This window comes from Thioalkalivibrio sp. ALE21 (genome assembly GCF_003208255.1).
Lineage (GTDB): Bacteria > Pseudomonadota > Gammaproteobacteria > Ectothiorhodospirales > Ectothiorhodospiraceae > Thioalkalivibrio > Thioalkalivibrio halophilus.
In genome coordinates, this window is the sequence record NZ_QKMA01000002.1 from 257,330 (window position 1) to 276,230 (window position 18,901).

At 68.2% G+C, this 18,901-nt stretch carries 16 protein-coding genes; 4 read left to right on the top strand and 12 right to left on the bottom strand.

What is annotated here, in order from left to right:
• Positions 1 to 44: 44 nt before the first annotated feature.
• From cmk to D893_RS02930, 10 genes are all read right to left on the bottom strand, one after another.
• Positions 45 to 770 (bottom strand): (d)CMP kinase, encoded by a 726-nt coding sequence (cmk, locus tag D893_RS02885; protein ID WP_018945979.1) that lies wholly within the window; start codon positions 768 to 770, stop codon positions 45 to 47.
• Entirely contained in the window at positions 767 to 2,071 is a 1,305-nt protein-coding gene (gene aroA / locus D893_RS02890; protein WP_018945978.1) for a 3-phosphoshikimate 1-carboxyvinyltransferase, read from the bottom strand. Before aroA ends, cmk begins: the two co-directional genes overlap by 4 nt.
• Before the next feature lie 4 nt (positions 2,072 to 2,075).
• Entirely contained in the window at positions 2,076 to 2,957 is an 882-nt protein-coding gene (locus D893_RS02895; RefSeq protein WP_018869440.1) for a prephenate dehydrogenase/arogenate dehydrogenase family protein, read from the bottom strand.
• Positions 2,954 to 4,105: a histidinol-phosphate transaminase gene (hisC, locus tag D893_RS02900; RefSeq protein ID WP_018945977.1), complete on the bottom strand. Its 1,152-nt coding sequence runs from the start codon at positions 4,103 to 4,105 to the stop codon at positions 2,954 to 2,956. Before hisC ends, D893_RS02895 begins: the two co-directional genes overlap by 4 nt.
• Positions 4,106 to 4,114: 9 nt before the next feature.
• Positions 4,115 to 5,200, bottom strand: a complete 1,086-nt coding sequence (gene pheA, locus D893_RS02905) for a prephenate dehydratase (RefSeq protein ID WP_110619104.1) — start codon at positions 5,198 to 5,200, stop codon at positions 4,115 to 4,117.
• A gap of 3 nt (positions 5,201 to 5,203) precedes the next feature.
• Positions 5,204 to 6,367 (bottom strand): phosphoglycerate dehydrogenase, encoded by a 1,164-nt coding sequence (locus D893_RS02910; RefSeq protein ID WP_110619105.1) that lies wholly within the window; start codon positions 6,365 to 6,367, stop codon positions 5,204 to 5,206.
• A gap of 13 nt (positions 6,368 to 6,380) precedes the next feature.
• Positions 6,381 to 7,463, bottom strand: coding sequence for a 3-phosphoserine/phosphohydroxythreonine transaminase (gene serC, locus D893_RS02915; RefSeq protein WP_018945974.1), 1,083 nt, complete (start codon positions 7,461 to 7,463; stop codon positions 6,381 to 6,383).
• Positions 7,460 to 10,108 (bottom strand): DNA gyrase subunit A, encoded by a 2,649-nt coding sequence (gene gyrA, locus D893_RS02920; protein WP_110619106.1) that lies wholly within the window; start codon positions 10,106 to 10,108, stop codon positions 7,460 to 7,462. The genes serC and gyrA overlap by 4 nt, the downstream gene beginning before the upstream one ends.
• Positions 10,109 to 10,185: 77 nt before the next feature.
• Entirely contained in the window at positions 10,186 to 11,274 is a 1,089-nt protein-coding gene (mtnA, locus tag D893_RS02925; RefSeq protein ID WP_110619107.1) for an S-methyl-5-thioribose-1-phosphate isomerase, read from the bottom strand.
• Positions 11,275 to 11,316: 42 nt separating this feature from the next.
• Entirely contained in the window at positions 11,317 to 13,575 is a 2,259-nt protein-coding gene (locus D893_RS02930; protein ID WP_018945971.1) for a ComEC/Rec2 family competence protein, read from the bottom strand.
• Between the two features lie 95 nt (positions 13,576 to 13,670).
• On the opposite strand from D893_RS02930, the gene D893_RS02935 reads away from it, so the two are divergent.
• A complete protein-coding gene (locus D893_RS02935; RefSeq protein WP_018945970.1) occupies positions 13,671 to 14,348 on the top strand; it encodes a DUF2062 domain-containing protein in 678 nt (225 codons plus the stop codon).
• A 12-nt stretch (positions 14,349 to 14,360) separates the two neighbouring features.
• Here the strand turns inward: D893_RS02935 and D893_RS02940 are convergent, their stop codons facing one another.
• A complete protein-coding gene (locus D893_RS02940) occupies positions 14,361 to 15,062 on the bottom strand; it encodes an ABC transporter ATP-binding protein (RefSeq protein ID WP_018945969.1) in 702 nt (233 codons plus the stop codon).
• The gene (locus D893_RS02945; protein WP_018945968.1) at positions 15,055 to 16,305 is read right to left on the bottom strand and encodes a lipoprotein-releasing ABC transporter permease subunit; all 1,251 of its coding nucleotides are present in this window, start codon (positions 16,303 to 16,305) and stop codon (positions 15,055 to 15,057) included. Before D893_RS02945 ends, D893_RS02940 begins: the two co-directional genes overlap by 8 nt.
• 284 nt (positions 16,306 to 16,589) lie before the next feature.
• Here D893_RS02945 and D893_RS02950 point away from each other — a divergent pair, with 284 nt between their 5' ends.
• From D893_RS02950 to D893_RS02960, 3 genes are read left to right on the top strand one after another with little or no spacing between them, the layout of a single operon-like run.
• Positions 16,590 to 16,871, top strand: coding sequence for a hypothetical protein (locus D893_RS02950; protein ID WP_018945967.1), 282 nt, complete (start codon positions 16,590 to 16,592; stop codon positions 16,869 to 16,871).
• Positions 16,872 to 16,878: 7 nt separating this feature from the next.
• The gene (locus D893_RS02955) at positions 16,879 to 17,958 is read left to right on the top strand and encodes an agmatine deiminase family protein (RefSeq protein WP_018945966.1); all 1,080 of its coding nucleotides are present in this window, start codon (positions 16,879 to 16,881) and stop codon (positions 17,956 to 17,958) included.
• On the top strand, positions 17,955 to 18,875 hold the full coding sequence (locus tag D893_RS02960; RefSeq protein ID WP_018945965.1) for a carbon-nitrogen hydrolase: 921 nt from the start codon (positions 17,955 to 17,957) through the stop codon (positions 18,873 to 18,875). Before D893_RS02955 ends, D893_RS02960 begins: the two co-directional genes overlap by 4 nt.
• Positions 18,876 to 18,901 lie beyond the last annotated feature (26 nt).

Sequence of the window (18,901 nt, forward strand, 5' to 3'; positions counted from 1 at the left end):
CCTGTTAAATTAAATGCGGTTACAGAAACTTCCTGAAACCGGTTTCAAGTGTTGTCGATCCCGCTGCCGGGGGTTTCGTCGGCAGGGGGGCGGTCTTCCGGGAGTACGTCCCGCAGGCGCTCCAGGATGAGATCGACCACGGCGACGATGTCCAGATCCGTGGTATCCAGGACCCAGGCATCCTCGGCCGGCTTGAGCGGCGCCACGCTGCGTTCGCGGTCGCGACGGTCGCGTTCTTCCATCTCTTCCCGAAGATCTTCAAGGCTAGCACTAAGTCCTTGTTCCAGCAACTGCAGTTGGCGACGCCGCGCACGTTCCTCGGCACTGGCATCGAGAAAGATCTTCAGATCCGCTTCGGGGAACACGATGGTCCCCATGTCGCGCCCGTCGGCGACCAGGCCCGGCGGCACCGCGAAATCGCGCTGGCGCTGCAGCAGCGCCTCGCGTACGGCGGGAATGGCTGCTGCACGCGAGGCGTCGTTGCCCGCCTGCTCGGTGCGGAGCTCCTCGTCGACGGGGTCGCCTTCCAGCAGGGTCGTGACCCGTGTGGCATCGCGGTCGATTTCAAAGCGTACGTCCAGCGCCTGAGCCAGGTCGGGGACGGCCGCCGCGTCGTCCGGCTCCACACCCTGCCGGCGTGCGGCCAGGCCCACCAGGCGGTACAGCGCGCCGCTGTCGAGCAGGTGCCAGCCCATGGCCGCCGCGATGCGCATGCAGACGGTACCCTTGCCTGCGCCGCCGGGACCGTCGATGGTCAGTACCGGGGTCATTGGGCCTCCAGGTGCAGTCCGGTCTGCCGCGCCAGGTCGGCGAAGTCGGGGAACGACGTCGCGACGTTGCGGCAATCGTGAATGGTGACGGGCGCGTCGGCGCGGAGTGCGGCCATGGCGAAGGCCATGGCGATGCGGTGATCTCCGTGGCTCTGGATCTCGCCACCCTGAAAACCGTCGCCCCCCTGAATGCGGATGCCGTCCGGCCGAACCTCGCAGTCGACGCCGAGGGCCGCGAGGCCGTCGGCCATCACCTGGATGCGGTCGCTTTCCTTGACGCGCAATTCCTCGGCGCCGGTCAGCACGGTCTCGCCGTGGGCGCAGGCGGCGGCGATGAAGATGGCCGGGAATTCGTCAATGGCCAGCGGCACCTGATCCTCCGGGATCTCGATCCCGCGCAGCTCGTGCGACAGCACCTCGATGTCGGCCACCGGCTCGCCACTGACCTCGCGCAGATCCAGCAGACGAATATCGGCGCCCATGCGGCGGAGGATCTCGATCACGCCGGTCCGGGTCGGATTGACCCCGACGTGGCGCAGGATCACGTGGGAACCTGGCGCGATCGACGCCCCGACCATGAAGAAGGCGGCCGAAGAGATGTCCGCGGGTACGTCCACGTCGCCACCGCGCAGGCGCCCGCCGCCGGCCACACAGGCCGTGGCCCCGTCACGTTCCACTTCGACGCCGAAACCTTCCAGCATGCGTTCGGTGTGATCGCGGGTTGGCGCGGGTTCGGTCACGCAGGTGCGGCCCTCGGCCCACAGGCCGGCAAGGAGCAGTGCGGACTTGACCTGGGCGGAGGCGACCTCGAGGGCGTATTCCGTGCCCTGCAGCGGCTGTCCGCCCCGCACCCGCAACGGCGGGGTGCCGCCTTCGGCGGTGTCGATCTGCGCGCCCATGCGCGCCAGCGGCTCGGTGACCCGGCGCATGGGCCGACGCGACAGGGAGGTGTCGCCGGTGAGCTCGCTGTCGAACGCCTGCCCGGCGAGCACACCGCACAAAAGTCGCATGGCGGTACCCGAATTGCCCATGTCCAGCGGACCATCGGGCGCACGCAGGCCGTGCATCCCGACCCCCTCGATGATGACCTCGCCCGGCCCTTCGCGGCGGATGGGGACACCCATCGCGCGAAACGCCTCCAGGGTAGCGAGGCAGTCCTCCCCTTCGAGGAAGCCGGTCACGTGGGTGGCGCCTTCGGCCAGCGCCCCCAGCATGATCGCCCGATGCGAAATCGACTTGTCGCCGGCGACCCGCAGGGTCCCGCTGAGGACGCCGCCGGGTTGAACGGTCAGGGTATCCATCGGTTCAGGTATCCAGTTGAGCTCGGGCGGGATCACAGAAACGATCCCGCGTGGTCTTGGCGTGAGTGAATTCCTGCTCCAGGCGCTGCCCGTCGCCCTGCTCGATCGCCTGCCGCAGGGATTCGAGATCGGCCTGGTAACGTTCGATCACCTCCAGGATGGAGGGCCCGTTGGCAAGACAGATGTCGCGCCAGACGACCGGATCGCTGGAGGCAATGCGGGTGAAGTCGCGGAAACCGCCCGCCGCATAATGGAAGATCTCGTCGCGGTCGCTCATCTTCGACAGCGACGCCACCAGGGTAAAGGCCAGCACGTGCGGGAGGTGGCTGGTGGCTGCCAGCACGTGATCGTGATGCGCCGGCGTCATGAATTCGACCCGCGCGCCGGCGGTCTGCCACATCGCAGTCACGCGGTTGGTCGCCATTACGCTGGTGGCGTCGGCCGGCGTCAGGATCACCAGCCGTTCGCGGAACAGTTCGGGAAAGGCGGCCGCCACCCCGCTCTGCTCGGTGCCGGCGATCGGATGCCCGGGGACGAACTGCCGCGGAACCTCGCCGAACCCCCGCGCCAGGGCCTCCAGCACCGCCTGTTTGCTGCTGCCCACGTCGGTCAGCGGCGCATCCTCCGGCCAGATCCCGGCGAGCGATGCCGCCAGCCCTTCCATGGCCCCCAGGGGTACGGCCAGCACGCCCATGTCGGCCCCCCGGGCGGCCTCGGCCGGATCGGTGGTCCATTCGTCGATCACGCCGAGGCGTTCGGCCTCGCGCAGATTGTCCGGATTGCGCGAACAGCCCACGACCGTCCCCACCTCCCCGGCCTCGCGCAGCGCCAGGGCCAGCGAACCGCCGATGAGGCCGACTCCGAAAATGACCAGCCGGTCGATCATGCAAGGGCCTCGCGCAGGGCGGCCAGGAATCGTTCGTTATCCTCCGCGGTCGAGACCGTGACGCGCAGATGCCCGGGCAGCCCGTAGTTTTCCACAGGCCGGGCGATGACCCCACGCCGCTGCAGACGGTCATGCACCGCGTTGACGTCGGTGCCGGTGTCGAAGGTAATGAAATTGCCGACCGAAGGGATGACCCGCAGGCCCATGGCCCGGAGTTCGCGCCCCAGCTGCACCAGGCCTTCCCGGTTGACCGCCACCGAGTGCCGGATGTGGTCGCTGTCCTCGAGCGCGGCCAGACCGGCCGCCTGAGCGACCGCGTTCACGTTGAACGGCTGACGCACGCGGTTGAGCATGTCGGCCACCGGCGCCGAACTCACGGCATAGCCCAGGCGCAGCCCCGCCAGCCCCTGGATCTTGGAAAAGGTCCGGGTGACGACCGCGTTGGGATAGCGGTCCAGCCAGCGTGTGGCGTCCGGATAACCGTCTTCTTCCACGTATTCGGCATACGCCTCGTCGATCACGACGATGGTCTGCGGCGGCATCGCCGCCACGAAGGCCTCCAGCGCCTGCGCATCCAGCCAGGTACCGGTCGGGTTGTTCGGGTTCGCCACGAACACCACCGCGGTGTCGTCATCCACCCGGGCGCGCATCGCATCCAGATCGTGCCCGAACGGCTGGCGGGCATCGTCCGCCGACACGGCCGGGATCACGCGCGCCTCGGCCCCGGTGGCCTGCGTCACCAGCGGGTACACCGCGAAGGCGTGGGCGGAAAACACCGACGCCCGCCCCGGCGCCAGCCAGGTCCGCGCGATCAGCTCCAGCACTTCGTTGGAGCCGTTGCCTAGGGTGATCTGCGCCGGGTCCACTCCATGACGCACCGCCAGCGCCGCCTTCAGCTCGAACGCATTGCCGTCGGGGTAGACATGGGCTTCGCCCAGCACGCCCCGGGCCGCCTCCACGGCGCGCGGCGACGGGCCCAGCGGGTTTTCGTTGGAAGCGAGCTTGACCGCCTCGCTGATGCCCAGCTCGCGTTCCAGCTCGGACACCGGTTTGCCCGGCTGATACGGCTGCAGTCCCTGCACGCCGGACACGGCCCGGGCGGCCGGACCCGGCCCGGGGGCTTCGGATTCGGAAGGATTCGTTGCCATGGATGCCTCTCAGGTTGCGGCCTGGGGGTAGCTGCCCAGGATCTTCACCGTGTCGGCGGTCTCCCTCAGCTGTTCCAGGCACCCGGCGATTTCCGGGTCCTCCTGGTGTCCCAGCAGGTCGAGGAAGAACACGTAGGTCCACTGCGCACAGCGCGAGGGACGGGATTCGATGCGCGTGAGGCTGATGCCGGCCTCGGCGATCGGCTTCAGCAACGCGTACAGCGAGCCCGGCCGGTTGGCCGTGCTCAGCATGATCGACGTACGGTCCGCGCCGCTGGGACGGGTGGTGGCCGTGCCGATGATCAGGAACCGGGTGGTGTTGTCGGCGCGGTCCTCCACGTGCTCCACCTGCACCGGAACCCCGTAGTGCTCCGCCGCCACGCGCGACGCAATCGCCGCCGCGGACCCATCCCCGGCCGCCAGTTCCGCCGCGCGGGCGTTGCTGGCCACCGCATGGCGCTCGGCGTGCGGCAGCCAGGTATCCAGCCACTCCCGGCACTGCGCCAGCGCCTGAGCGTGGGCCAGTACCTGGCGGACCTCCCCGAGATCGGCACTTTGCGACAGCAGGTGATGGTGGATCGGCGTCACGACCTCGCCGCAGATCTGCAGCGACGAGTCCATGAAGCAGTCCACCGTATGCGTGACCACGCCCTCGGAACTGTTCTCGATCGGAACAACGCCGAACTGCGCCCGCCCGGTTTCCACCGCGCCGAACACGGCGTCGATGGACGCCAGCGGCGTGGTCGTGACCGCATGGCCGAAATGCTTGCGTGCGGCCAGGTGGGTGAAGGTCCCCTCCGGCCCCAGATAGGCTACCGTCAGCGGATGCTCCAGGGCCAGACATTCGGACATGATCTCCCGGAACAGCCGGACGATCACGTCATCCGCCAGCGGCCCCGGATTCTCCTCCCGCACCCGACGCAGGATCTCGGCTTCGCGTTCCGGCCGGTAGAACACCGGCTCCTCGCCGTTGTCGCGCTTGACCCGCGCGACCGATTCCGCGCAGCGGGCCCGCTCGCTGAGCAGGGCCAGCAACTCGCCGTCGATCGCATCGATCCGCGCGCGCAGCGATGCGAGGGACTCCCCTTCGCTCACGACCTAGAGCACCCGCGCCCGCAGTACACCGTCGATGCGATAGAGCGCATCCAGCGTGGTCGGACTGGGATGTCCGTCCACGTCCAGCACGGTGTAGGCGATGTCGCCACGCGAGTCGTTCATCAGATGCAGGATATTGATGTCCGATTCACCGATGACGTGCGAGATCTGCGCTACACGGTCCGGCAGGTTGCGGTTGATTACGGCGATGCGCGCCTGCCCCTTCCGCTCCAGTACCAGGGTTGGCAGGTTCACCGAATTGACGACGTTGCCGTTCTCGAGATAGTCCCGCATCTGGTCGGCGATCATCACCGCGCAGTTTTCTTCCGACTCGGTGGTCGACGCCCCCAGGTGCGGCAGAGTGATCACCCGCGGGTGATCCAGCAGGCCGGGGACCGGGAAATCGGTCACGTAGGCGTGCAGGTGGCCCTCGTTGAGGGCCTCGCCGGCCGCGGCGTCGTCGACGATCCCGTCGCGGGCCATGTTCAGCACCATCGCGCCGGGGTTCATCGAACGGATGCGCTCGGCATTGACCAGGTTCTGCGTGTTTTCGGTCAGGGGTACGTGAACCGTGACCGCATCCGCCCCTTCCAGCGCCGCATCCACCGAACGCGCGCGCTCGATGTCCGATGCCATCTGCCAGGCGCTCTCCACGGTGATCTTGGGGTCGAAGCCCACGACCTCCATCCCCATGGACCGGGCGGCGTTCGCCACCTTGACCCCGATCGCCCCCAGGCCGAGCACGGCCAGCCGCCGCCCCGGGAGTTCGAAGCCACTAAAGCGCTTTTTGCCCTGTTCTACTGCGGCCGTGAACCCTGAATCATCGGGATCCAGGGACTGCACATAACCGGCGGCCGGCACCAGATTTCGCGCTCCGAGAAGCAGCCCCGCGATCACCAGCTCCTTGACCGCGTTGGCGTTGGCCCCGGGGGCATTGAAGACCGCGACGCCGCGCTCGGTGAGATCCTGCACCGGGATGTTGTTCACCCCGCTGCCGGCGCGCCCCACGGCCAGCACCGAATCCGGGATGGTCTCCCCGTGCAGGTCATGCGAGCGCAGCATGATCGCATCCGGGTCTTCCAGACCGGAGGCGACTTCGTAGGTTTCGCGCGGGAAGCGTTCCAGCCCCCGCAGCGCAATGTTGTTGTAGGTCTTGACGCGGTACATCACGACCTCCTTTTCAGGCGTGGCGTTCCTCGAAATCCGCCATGAATTCGATCAGGGCGTCGACGGCCTCTTCAGGCACTGCGTTGTAGATGCTCGCGCGCATGCCGCCCACCGAGCGGTGGCCCTTCAGCGAGGACAGACCAGCCGCGTCGGCTTCCTTCAGGAACGGACCGTCGAGGCTGTCGTCGGCGAGGATGAACGGCACGTTCATCCACGAACGCGCACTGGGCTCCACCGGGTTGCGATAAAACGCCGAGTTGTCGATGAAACGATAGAGCTTGTCCGCCTTGCGCTGGTTGATCTCGGCCATCTTTTCCAGCCCGCCCTGCTCCAGCAGCCATTCGAAGACCAGGCCGGCGAAATACCAGCCGAAGGTCGGCGGGGTGTTGTACATGGAGTCGTTGTCGGCCTGCAGCTTCCAGTCCAGGACGGCGGGTACCTGGCCCTTCTCGCGTTCCAGCAGGTCCTTGCGCACGATCACCACGGTCACGCCGGCCGGACCGATGTTCTTCTGGGCGCCGGCGTAGATCACGCCGAACTTCGAGACATCGATCGGACGCGACAGGATGGTGGAGGACATGTCCGCCACCAGCGGCTTGTCGCCCACGTCGGGCACCTCGTGGAATTCCACGCCGCCGATGGTCTCGTTCGGCGTGTAGTGCACGTAGGCGGCGTTCGGATCGAGTTTCCAGGTCGAACGCTCGGGGATGGACGCATAGCCCTCGGCCTGGGAACTGGCGACGATGTTCACCGGCCCCACCTTCTGCGCTTCCTTGATCGCCTTTCCGGACCAGGCCCCGGTATCGATGTAGTCCATCGGCTGGCCACCCGGCTGCAGGTTCATCGGGATCGCGGAAAACTGCCCGGTCGCCCCGCCCTGCAGGAACAGCACCGCGTAGTCGTCGGGGATGCCCATCAGCTTGCGCAGATCGGCTTCCGCCTTTTCAGCGACTTCCATGAAGGGTTTGCCGCGATGACTCATCTCCATCACCGACATCCCGGTACCGTGGAAGTCCAGCATCTCGTCGCGTGCCCGTTCCAGCACCGCCTGCGGCAGGGCCGCGGGGCCGGCGCTGAAGTTCCAGATTCGGCTCATTCTTCATCTCCCTTTTCGCTGGGTTCGCGGCCGCCCTGCGCCTCGTCCTCGTGCGTTTCCGGGGCGGCCGACTGTTGATTCTCCGTGTCGGCTTCCGCGTCAGTGTCGTCCTCGTCGCCGGCGAAGCGCGCCACCCGTGCCAGTTCCACCAGCTGTTCGCCGGAATCCAGACGGATCAGGCGTACGCCCTGGGTGTTGCGGCCGATCAGCGGAATCTCTTCCACCGGCATGCGTACCAGCGTGCCGCCATTGGTGATCAGCATCGCCTCGTCGTCTTCCTGCACCCGGGCGGCTCCCACCAGGGCGCCGTTGCGCCCTTCGGTCTGGATCGCGATCACGCCCTGGCCGCCGCGCCGGTGAACCGGGAACTCGTCGAAGCGGGTGCGCTTGCCGTAGCCGTTCTCGGTGGCAAACAGCGCCGCGCCTTCGTCCACGTTGAGCAGTGCGATCACCCGCTGGTCGTCGTCCATGCGCACGCCGCGCACCCCGCAGGCCGTGCGGCCCATGGCGCGCACGTCGGTCTCGGAGAAGCGCACCGCCTTGCCCGCGGTGGTCACCAGCATCACGTCCTGGCTGCCGTCGGTCAGCGACACGTCCACCAGGTGGTCGCCCTCGCGCAGATCCACGGCGATGATGCCGCTGGCGCGCCGCCGCGAGAAGTCCGTCAGCGGGGTCTTCTTGACCGTGCCCTGGGCCGTGACCATGAACACGTAATGATCCGGATCGTAGCTGCGCACCGGGAGGATCGCATTGATGCGCTCGTCGGATTCGAGAGGCAACAGATTGACGATGGGCTTGCCCTTTGATGCGCGCGAGCCCTGTGGCAGCTCGTAGACCTTCAGCCAGTACACCCGGCCGCGGCTGGAGAAACACAGCACCGTATCGTGGGTGTTGGCCACCAGCAGGCGGTCGATGAAGTCCTCTTCCTTGAAGCTGGCCGCCGCCTTGCCGCGTCCGCCGCGGCGCTGTGCGCGGTAGTCCGCCACCGGCTGGTACTTCACGTAACCGGCGTGCGACAGCGTAACCACCACGTCCTCCTCGCCGATCAGGTCCTCCAGCGTCAGGTTGGCCTGCTGCTCGCGGATCTCGCTCATGCGCTCGTCGCCGAAGCGCTCGGCCACGCCCAGCAGCTCGCCCCGGATCTCCTGCTGCAGGCGTTCGGGCGAGCCGAGAATGTCCAGCAGGTCCTCGATGGTATCCAGCAGCTGGCGATATTCGTCGACGATCTTGTCCTGTTCCAGCCCGGTCAGGCGGTGCAGGCGCAGGTCGAGGATCGCCTGGGCCTGGGTCTCGGACAGGCGGTAGCCGTCCTCGCCCATGCCGAATTCGGCTTCCAGGTCTTCCGGGCGCGAGGCCGCGGCCCCGGCGCGGTCGAGCATCCCCTCCACCATGCCCGGCGGCCAGCTGCGCGCCAGCAGTCCGGCCTTCGCCTCGGCCGGATTGGGTGCGTTGCGGATCAGTTCGATCACCGGATCGATGTTGGCCAGCGCGATCGCCAGCCCTTCCAGTACATGGGCCCGCTCCCGTGCCTTGCGCAGGTCGTAGATGGTGCGGCGGGTCACCACCTCGCGGCGGTGGCGCAGGAACGCCTCGAGGATCTGCCGCAGGTTCAGCACCTTCGGCTGACCGTCGACCAGCGCCACCAGGTTGATGCCGAACACGTTCTGCATCTGGGTGTGCATGTACAGATGGTTGAGCACCACCTCGCTCATTTCGCCGCGCTTGAGCTCGATGACCAGGCGCATGCCGTCCTTGTCGGACTCGTCGCGCAGCTCGGAGATGCCCTCGATGCGCTTTTCCTTGACCAGCTCGGCGATCTTCTCGGTCAGGCGCGCCTTGTTCACCTGGTACGGCAGCTCGGTGACCACGATGGCCTCGCGCTGCCCGCCTTCCAGCGGCTCCACGTGCGAACGCGCACGGATCACCGCCCGACCGCGCCCGGTGCGGTAGGCCTCGCGGATCCCCTCGAGGCCGTTGATGATCCCGGCAGTGGGGAAATCCGGGCCCGGCAGGTACTGCATCAGGCCGTCGATGTCGATCTCGGGGTGGTCGATCAGCGCTACGCAGGCATTGATGACCTCGCGCAGATTGTGCGGCGGGATGTTGGTGGCCATGCCCACGGCGATCCCGGAGGAGCCGTTGACCAGCAGATTCGGGAATTTTGCCGGCAGGACCGAAGGTTCCTGTTCCGAACCGTCGTAGTTGTCGACAAAATCGACGGTTTCCTTGTCGATGTCGGCCAGCAGCTCGGTTGCGATCCGCGCCATGCGTACTTCGGTGTAACGCATCGCGGCCGGCGAGTCGCCGTCGATGGAACCGAAGTTGCCCTGCCCGTCGGCCAGCATGTAGCGCATCGAGAACGACTGCGCCATGCGGACGATGGCGTCGTATACGGCCGAGTCGCCGTGCGGGTGGTATTTACCGATCACGTCACCGACCACGCGGGCCGATTTCTTGTACGGTTTGTTCCAGTCGTTGCCCAGCTCGCGCATGGCGTAGAGCACACGACGATGGACGGGCTTGAGGCCGTCGCGCACATCGGGGAGCGCGCGTCCCACAATCACGCTCATCGCGTAATCGAGGTAGGACTGCTGCATCTCGTCTTCGAGATTGACCGGGAAGATTTCCTTGGCGAATTCAGCCATTGATGGGTCACGCCGTCCGTTAGAACAAGCCCGCGATCATACCATATTCCCCCGCCGGAGGAGCCCTGCCGGGGCGGTCAGGTTCCCTCGTGAACGCCTCGCGGTTCGGGGGTATCTCCGGGGTGCGGCCGCCACGCCGCCAGCCGTTCGGCGTCGGGGGTTTCGATCACTCCCCGCTCGGTCACGATGGCGTCGATCAGCCCGGCGGGGGTGACATCGAATGCCGGGTTGTAGGCGGCAGCCCCGGCGGCTGCCAGGGGCTGGCCCGCGAGCGTCAGTACTTCTCCGGCATCGCGCTGTTCGATCGGGATGGCATCGCCGGCGGGGGTTGCATAATCGATGGTGGCGACCGGGGCGGCGACCATGAAACGCACGCCGTGCGCGCGCGCCAGCAATGCCAGCCCGTAAGTGCCGATCTTGTTGGCGGTGTCGCCATTGGCCGCAATGCGATCCGCCCCCACCACCACGCAGCCGACCTCCCCGCTCTGCAGCAGCCGCGCCGCGGCGCCTTCGCACAGCAGGGTCACCGGAATCCCGTCATGCACCAGCTCCCAGGCCGTCAGCCGGCTGCCCTGCATCCAGGGACGGGTCTCGTCGGCGTAGACCCCGGTGATGCGCCCCTGGTCCCAGGCGGCGCGAATCACTCCCAGCGCGGTCCCGTAGCCCCCGGTCGCCAGAGAGCCGGTGTTGCAATGGGTCAGCACGGCGCGGCCCGGTTCGATCAGCGCGGCGCCATGGGCGCCGAGCTCGCGATTGCCGGCGATGTCGGCTTCCAGCATCGCCATGGCTGTCTCGCGCGTCGCGGTCAGCGCGGCCCGGGCGCTTCCGGCGGCCGCCACCACCGCCTGCATCCGGTCCAGCGCCCAGAACAGGTTCACGGCGGTGGGCCGCGCCGCCCGCAGGGTCGCGATGTCGGCGCCCACGCGCTCGCGCCAGTCCGCGGCCTGCAGCGCCCGATGACAGGCCAGCACCACGCCGAACGCCGCGGTGATGCCGATCGCGGGTGCCCCGCGTACCACCATTTCGCGGATCGCGTCTGCCACCGCCGGGGCATCATCCAGGGGCAGGAAGGTTTCCTCCGCGGGCAGACGGCGCTGGTCCAGAAGCCACAGACGGTCGTCGGCAAAGCGGACGGGGCGAATCGTATCGGAGACAAAATCGTTCATCCGCCCAGTTTATCGTGGAGTGACATGGATTGCCTCGGCCGTTCAGGGGTGCGGCCGTTGCCAGAACCGGCGACGTTCGTTCCGCCAACCCGCTCCCGCCTCCCAGGCAGTTCCGCCCCTCAGGCGCAGGGCCCCGTCCGTGGACGTGGCACGCAGGCCGCCAGCGCCCGACCCGACGGGCCCGTCGGGCATCGTGCCGGCTACCCAGCGGGTGGGTGCCCGCACCCCGGCCCGCCCCTCTCCGTCGTCGACGGCCTTCGCGGGTTCGGCGGTCACCAGCAGGCGTGCCTGCAGGTCCTCGTCGGGCGTTTCGTGGCCCAGCACCGCCGCACCGAGTCCGCGCAGCCCGCCGGTCAGCAACAATGCGCCACCGGCGGTCTCGATCCGCAGCACGCAACTGGCGGCGCGCGAGGCGTCCCAGCCGCGTGGTGGATGCAGGACGCGAAACACCACCCCGTCCCGTTGCCACTGCTGCCCGGCCCGGCAGGCCCGATAGACCGGACCGGACTCGCGGATCCGTCGGGGGTGTCGCTCGTCGCGGTGCAGCACCCGCTCCACCTTCACGGCCGCGGTCAGTGCCTGCAGTGCGGCGGCGCGCGACCCGCTGTCGTCAAGCCGCCCGTCGGCCACGATGACCCGGTCGATTCGGTTTCGCTGGCGTGCCCGCAGGGCAGGCAGCAAGGCCGATTCCACGTCGCGGGCACGCCCCGGGCCGTAGACCACCACGTGGTTGCGGGTCTCCAGCAGGACCACCGCCTCGCGCCCGGTATCCAGCAATTCCGCCCGCAGCTCGCCGTGGGACAGGTCCGGGCGCAGGGGTAAACCCAGCGGCAGGGCCGCCAGCAGCACCCAGGGGGCCATCCGGCGACGTCCGGGCAGGAGCAGAAAGATCACCGCCAGGCCGGCGAGCAGGGCCGCCGCAAGCGGAACGCCCCGTTCGGCCACCGCGGCCGGCAGGTCGGCCAGGGCCTGCAGCAGCGTGACCAGCAGCCCCAGCACCGCATCGCCGAGCCACAACGGCGGGCCGCCCAGGGGCGGCCACAGCATGGCCAGTCCGGCCCCTGTCAGCAGTGCCGGGAGTACCACAAAGGAGATCAACGGGACGGCCACGATGTTGGCCAGCGGCGCGATCCACGATCCCAGCTGGAACCATGCCAGCGCCAGCGGCAGCATGGCGAGCGCCAGCAGCACCTGGATCGCCATGGCTTCGCGCAGCCCGGGGCGAGCGCGGCGCCCCTGAAGCAGGCCGAGGATCACCGCCACGGCACCAAACGAGAACCAGAAGCCCGGCGCCAGTACGCCGGGCGGGTCACGGATCAGGATGATGAGCGCTGCGAGCACCAGCGCCCGCCACGGGGTCCCGCCCCGCCCCAGCAGCAACGCGGCCAGCACCGCCAGCAGCATCAGCAGAGCGCGCTGGGTGGGGATACTGAAACCCGCCAGCGCCGCATATCCCAGCGCGGCCAGGGCCGCCGCGGTGGCCGCCAGCACGCGGCGGGGCCAGCGTTCCCGTACGCCGGCCACATGACGCCAGAGCAGCGTGGCCAGCAGGGCCGCGAACCCCGCCACAAGGCCCACGTGCAACCCCGAGATCGCCATCAGGTGATTGGTGCCGGTCTGCAGGAAGGCAGTCCATTCGGCATCCGTCATGCCGCTGCGCTCGCCGATCACCAGCGCCTGCACCAGTCCCGGGTGGCGCAGTTCCGGAGCGGCGGCCTGCAGGCGGTCCCGGAGCGTGGCGCGCTGTCGGTGCAGGGCTCCGCGCAGGGCCCCCGGGGCCGTGTCATCGACCGCATGACGCAGGTCAGCGGCCGAGACGTTCAGGCGACCATGGAGGCCTGCGCGATAGAACCACGCCTCACGGTCGAAGCCGGCACGATTGGCACGGCCCTGCGGTGGATACAGGCGCCCCTTCAGGCGCAGCACGTCCCCGGCCTCAACATCCGCCCGCGGGGGATAGACCGAGACCTCCAGCCGGCGCGGTGGGTCGCCGTGCGTCGCCAGATGGAATCGCGAGCTGCGTTCGCCGTGGCGCGGCAGGTCCACGACCCGGCCACTCAGCGTGGCCTCCGGTTCGGCTTGCGTCACCACCCGGTCCAGCCAGGTCGTGGCATGAACGGTCCCCAGCAGCAGCCCTGCGAGGGTCCCCGCCAGGATCGCGGGCAGTGCCGCCGGATGGCGCGTTACCATGGAGGCGACGAGAGTGGTGGCGAGCGCCGCGAAGATCCACGGTGGCGGCAGGGCCGGCAGTTGGTGCACCAGCCACAGAGCGGCCACAAAACCCGCTGCGAAGGGAATCATGCCTGCCCCGGCATTGTCCGCGGGGCATCCACGGGGTAGGGTCCGCCTGCCCCAGGCGGTGACGCGCAAGGCCGGCAGGAGTCGAACCCGAGACCATGGCCCGACACATCATCAAGAAGCTGTTCCCCGGCATGGACCGCCTGCGGGGACACCGTGCGCTGGCCCCGCTGGGGCCCCGCCTGCGCTCGCCGGATCTGTGGCATCTCAACCGCCGCTCCGTGGCCGGTGCTTTTGCCGTGGGGCTGTTCGTGGCCTTCCTGCCACTCCCGATGCAGATGCTGATCGCGGGTGCGATCGCCATTCTGGCCCGGGTCAACCTGCCCATCTCGGTCATCCTGGTGTGGATTTCCAACCCGGTGACCATGCCCCCCATGTTGTATACGGCCTATACCGTGGGCCGCAAGCTCCTGGGCGAAGAACCGCGCCAATTCAGCACCGAGATCACCTGGGAATGGTTCGCCACCGAGATGCTGACGGTGTGGAAGCCGTTGATGACCGGGTCACTGGTACTGGGCGTGGCGGCAGGACTGGCCGGCTATCTGCTGGTGCGGGGTCTGTGGCGCCTGAACGTGATCCAGCGCGTGCGCCATCGGCGGTACCTCGCACGCCAGCGGCGCGAGCGCGAGGCCGAGCTGCGCGAGGTCTTCTCCCGCAGCCCGGTCGATCCGGAAGCGCCGCGGGAATCACGCGAGACGAAGGCCGTCGAACGGCAAGCGGACTCGCAGGCTTCCGGCACGCGTTCCGGCGACGACGACCGTTCGCGCCCGCATTGATCAGTGTTTCCCTCAGTCGCCGTTACCCTGCAGGTGGCCCTTGACCAGGTGAACCGAACGGTCCATCTGCGCGGCCAGCGTGGTGTCGTGGGTGACCAGGGCCAGCGCCGTGCCCGTGGCGCGGTTCATCTCCCGCAGCAGAGCGAAGACGTGCTGTGCCCGTTCCTGGTCGAGGTTGCCGGTTGGCTCGTCCGCGAGGATCGCCGAGGGGCGTGTCACCAGCGCGCGGGCAATGGCAACGCGCTGCCGCTCGCCACCGGAAAGCTCCGCGGGCTTGTGCTCCGCACGATCACCCAGCTCCACCTGTTCCAGCCAGTGCAGCGCCTCGCGGCGTGCCTGCGGCCCCGGGGTCCGGCGGATCAGCAGCGGCATGGCGACATTTTCGGCCGCCGTCAGCTCGGGCAGGAGATGGTGGAACTGGTACACGAAGCCCAGATGCCGGTTGCGCAGGCGCCCGCGCCGGGCCTCGCTCATCCCGGACCAGGGCGTGCCCAGCAGCCGGACTTCGCCGGCGGTCGGACGGTCCAGGCCGCCGAGCAGATGCAGGAGCGTGCTCTTGCCGCTGCCGGAGGCGCCGATGATCGCGACCAGCGCGCCGGGCTCCAGGGTGAAATCCACCCCGCCGAGCACGGTCACGTCCAGCTTGCCGTCGCGAAAGCGGCGTTCCAGACCCCGCGCCTCCAGTACCGTTGCATGCACGTCGTGATCAGTCATGGCGCAGCGCCTCCGCCGGCTGAGTCCGTGCCGCGCGCCAGGCCGGGAACAGGGTCGCCAGCACGGTCAGCAGGAACGCCACCCCGCCCACGCGCAGCACATCCGCCGGATCCAGTTCCGATGGCAAATCGCTGATGTAATAGACATCGGCGGACAGGAATTCGACCCCGGTCACCTGTTCGATGAACGGCACCACCACGTCGATGTTGAGCGCCAGCGCAACACCCGCCGCCGTCCCCAGAAGGATCCCGAACAGACCGATCACCATCCCCTGGACCACGAATACCGCCATGATGCCGGAGGGCGGCATCCCGAGGGTGCGCAGGATCGCGATATCGCCCTGTTTGTCGGTGACCAGCATGATCAACGTGGACACGATGTTGAAGGCCGCCACGGCGACGATCAGCGACAGGATGATGAACATCACCATCTTCTCGATCTGGATCGCCCGGAACAGATTCGCATGCTGCCGGGTCCAGTCGGAGATGAAATAGGCGCCGTTGAGTTCGCGCGTCAGGTCCTGAGCGATCCGGCCCGCCTGCATCATGTCGTCCACGCGCAGGCGCAGCCCGGAGACATCCTCGCCGGTGCGGAACACCGCGCGGGCGTCGTCCAGATGAATGAAGGCCGTACCCCGGTCGTATTCATACATGCCGACCTCGAATAGCCCGACCACCTCGAAGCGCCGCATGCGCGGCATTACCCCGGCGGGAGACACGCTCGCCTGCGGGGCCATCAGGATCAGCGATTCACCCACCCGCACCTGCAGTTCCGCGGCCAGTTCGCGGCCCAGAATGATGCGGTAGGCGCCGCCTTCGAGCTGTTCCAGCGCACCCTCCTCCATGTGCTCGCCAATCGGTGCCACTTCCAGTTCCAGTGCCGGATCCACTCCCCGGATCATGCCGCCGGAAATCCGGTTGCGTGCGCTCAGCATGGCCTCGCGCTGAACGTAGGGGGCCGCGGCCAGCACGCGTTCGTCGACGGCGAGCACGCGTTCCTTCACGCTTTCCCAGTCCGCCAGGGCCCGTCGGCTCTCCTCCAGCGTGGCGTGCGACGCCATGCCGAGGATCCGCTCGCGCAGCTCCTTCTCGAAGCCGTTCATCACCGACAGCACCGTGATCAGCGCCATCACGCCCAGGATCAGGCCAAGGATCGAGACCACGGAGATGAACGAAATAAAATGATTGCGACGTTTGGCGCGCGTATAGCGCAGGCCGATCGCAACGGACAGGGGTCGGAACATCCCGCAAGCATGCCAGAACTGCGAACGTCCGCCCATCCCCCGAAGAAACACCGATCGATGTACACGCTCTGGCCGGCACCCCGGGTTTTCCGAGACAAGGCGCGGTACGCAGCCGGTAGTGGTTCTACCGGCAAGGGCCGCAACGCGGATGCACAAAATCCCATATTCCCCTACTATAAGTGCGAGCCAGCCCGGTCCGACCCCGGGACCCACATCCAGACGGAGACATGGCCATGCCAGGGAAACGCGTTGCCTCCCGATCCCCGATCCACCGTGCGACCGGAGTGCTTGCCGCCCTCCTTCTCGCCGGCGGCGCGGGGCTTGCCGGAACCGCCCAGGCCGACATCCTGCGGCTCGAGGACGGTTCGTTCACCATCAAGGAACGCGAGAGCGTGCCAACTCGCGGGCAGACCAAGGAAACGGTACGCGGCCGTTACGGCGAGCCGGCAACCCGGCATCCGACCGTGGGCGAGCCACCGATCACCCGCTGGGACTACGGCCGCTTTTCGGTGGTGTTCGAGGATCGCTGGGTGATCCACACCATCGTGCACGGCAACGACGACTGACGCCGCCTTGGAAACCGGACACGAAAATATCCGCCGGCTGCCGGCGGAATGGGAGCCGCATGCGGGTATTCAGCTGACCTGGCCGCATGCGGACAGCGACTGGGCCGACAGCCTGGATGAGGTCGAGCCGGTGTTCGCCCGACTTGCGGCCACCATCAGCCAGTACGAACCGGTACTGATCGTGGCCCGCGATCCCGAACATATCGAGTCGTTTTCCGGGCTGCTGGTGGAAGCCGGTATCCGCAGCGACCGTCTGTGGTTCGCGCTCGCCGACTCCAACGACACCTGGGCGCGCGATTACGGCCCGATCACGGTGTATCACCAGGGTCGGCCACATCTGCTGGATTTCACCTTCAATGGCTGGGGCGGCAAATATCCGGCCGACCGGGACGATGCGATCACCGCCGCCCTCGCCGCGCAGGGGGTCTTCGGCACCAGCCCGGTGGAGGACGTCCCCCTGGTGCTGGAGGGGGGCAGCATCGAGAGTGACGGTCAGGACACCCTTCTGGTGACCCGCTCCTGCCTGCGCCACGCCGGCCGCAATCCGGAACTCGACGATGCAACCATCGAGGCCGCGTTGCGCCAGCACCTGGGCGCCCGGCGGATCCTCTGGCTGGAACACGGCCACCTGGAAGGCGATGACACCGATGGCCACATCGACACCCTCGCGCGCTTCTGCGCCCCGGACACCATCGCCTACCAGCACTGCGACGACCCCGACGACCCGCACTACGCGGAACTGGCGGCGATGGAGCGTCAGCTCGAGGTACTGCATCAGGCCTCGGGCGAGCCCTACCGCCTGATCCCTCTGCCCTGGCCGCGGCCCCTGGAGCATGCCGGCCGGCGCCTGCCGGCCACCTACGCCAATTTCGTCCTGCTCAACGGTGCGGTGCTGGTGCCGGCGCACGATGATCCGGCCGATGCCGTGGCCCGCGAACGTCTGGCCGAGGCCTTTCCCGGACGCGACGTCCTGCTGCTGGACGCCCGTGCGGTACTGCGTCAGGGTGGCAGTCTGCACTGTCTGACCATGCATTATCCGCGGGGCGCCCTCGGCATCCCGGAGGAAGACGAAGCCGCCAACGCATGACCGCCGCACCCCGTCCCGATCGCCGGGCGCCCCTGCAGGCCGCACTGGTCCAGCATCGCGATGCCGGCAGCGTCGACGCCAACCTGCAGGTTACCGAGGACGCGGTGGCCGAGGCCGCGGCCGGTGGCGCACGGCTGGTCGTGCTGGCCGAGCTGCACACCGGCCCCTACTTCTGCCAGACCGAGGACGCCGCGACCTTTGATCGCGCCGAGCCGATCCCCGGCCCCTCCACCCGCCGCCTCGGCGAGATCGCCCGGCGCCACGGCGTGGTGCTGGTGGGGTCGCTGTTCGAGCGCCGCGCACCCGGCCTCTACCACAACACCGCGGTGGTGCTGGAAAGCGACGGGCGCCTGGTGGGCACGTACCGCAAGATGCACATCCCCGACGATCCGGGCTATTACGAGAAGTTCTATTTCACCCCCGGAGATACCGGCTTCAGGCCGATCGATACTTCCGTGGGCCGGCTGGGCGTGCTCGTCTGCTGGGACCAGTGGTACCCCGAAGCCGCCCGGATCACGGCCCTGTCCGGAGCCGAGGTACTGATCTATCCCACCGCCATTGGCTGGGATCCGGAGGATCCCCCGGACGAACGCGAACGCCAGCGCGAAGCCTGGATCACGGTTCAGCGCGGGCACGCGGTGGCCAACGGTCTGCCGCTCGTCGCGTGCAATCGCACCGGGCACGAACGCGACCCGTCGGGCGCGTCTGCCGGCGCCCATTTCTGGGGCAGCAGCTTTGTGGCCGGCCCGCAGGGCGAATTCCTCGCCCGCGCCGGCGAGCACGCGCCCGAGGTCCTGGCGTTTACCCTGGACATCGCCCGCGTCGACACCGTCCGGCGCATGTGGCCGTTCCTGCGGGACCGGCGCATCGACGCCTACGACCCCATCCTGAAGCGCTACATCGACCCGGAATCGTAAGCGCGGAATCCGTATAATGCCGCGTC

Excerpts from the sequence above, each read along its gene's own strand:
- cmk (WP_018945979.1), bottom strand. The coding sequence starts at position 770 with ATGACCCCGGTACTGACCATCGACGGTCCCGGCGGCGCAGGCAAGGGT.
- aroA (WP_018945978.1), bottom strand. The coding sequence starts at position 2,071 with ATGGATACCCTGACCGTTCAACCCGGCGGCGTCCTCAGCGGGACCCTG.
- D893_RS02895 (WP_018869440.1), bottom strand. The coding sequence starts at position 2,957 with ATGATCGACCGGCTGGTCATTTTCGGAGTCGGCCTCATCGGCGGTTCG.
- hisC (WP_018945977.1), bottom strand. The coding sequence starts at position 4,105 with ATGGCAACGAATCCTTCCGAATCCGAAGCCCCCGGGCCGGGTCCGGCC.
- D893_RS02910 (WP_110619105.1), bottom strand. The coding sequence starts at position 6,367 with ATGTACCGCGTCAAGACCTACAACAACATTGCGCTGCGGGGGCTGGAA.
- serC (WP_018945974.1), bottom strand. The coding sequence starts at position 7,463 with ATGAGCCGAATCTGGAACTTCAGCGCCGGCCCCGCGGCCCTGCCGCAG.
- gyrA (WP_110619106.1), bottom strand. The coding sequence starts at position 10,108 with ATGGCTGAATTCGCCAAGGAAATCTTCCCGGTCAATCTCGAAGACGAG.
- mtnA (WP_110619107.1), bottom strand. The coding sequence starts at position 11,274 with ATGAACGATTTTGTCTCCGATACGATTCGCCCCGTCCGCTTTGCCGAC.
- D893_RS02930 (WP_018945971.1), bottom strand. The coding sequence starts at position 13,575 with ATGATTCCCTTCGCAGCGGGTTTTGTGGCCGCTCTGTGGCTGGTGCAC.
- D893_RS02935 (WP_018945970.1), top strand. The coding sequence starts at position 13,671 with ATGGCCCGACACATCATCAAGAAGCTGTTCCCCGGCATGGACCGCCTG.
- D893_RS02940 (WP_018945969.1), bottom strand. The coding sequence starts at position 15,062 with ATGACTGATCACGACGTGCATGCAACGGTACTGGAGGCGCGGGGTCTG.
- D893_RS02945 (WP_018945968.1), bottom strand. The coding sequence starts at position 16,305 with ATGTTCCGACCCCTGTCCGTTGCGATCGGCCTGCGCTATACGCGCGCC.
- D893_RS02960 (WP_018945965.1), top strand. The coding sequence starts at position 17,955 with ATGACCGCCGCACCCCGTCCCGATCGCCGGGCGCCCCTGCAGGCCGCA.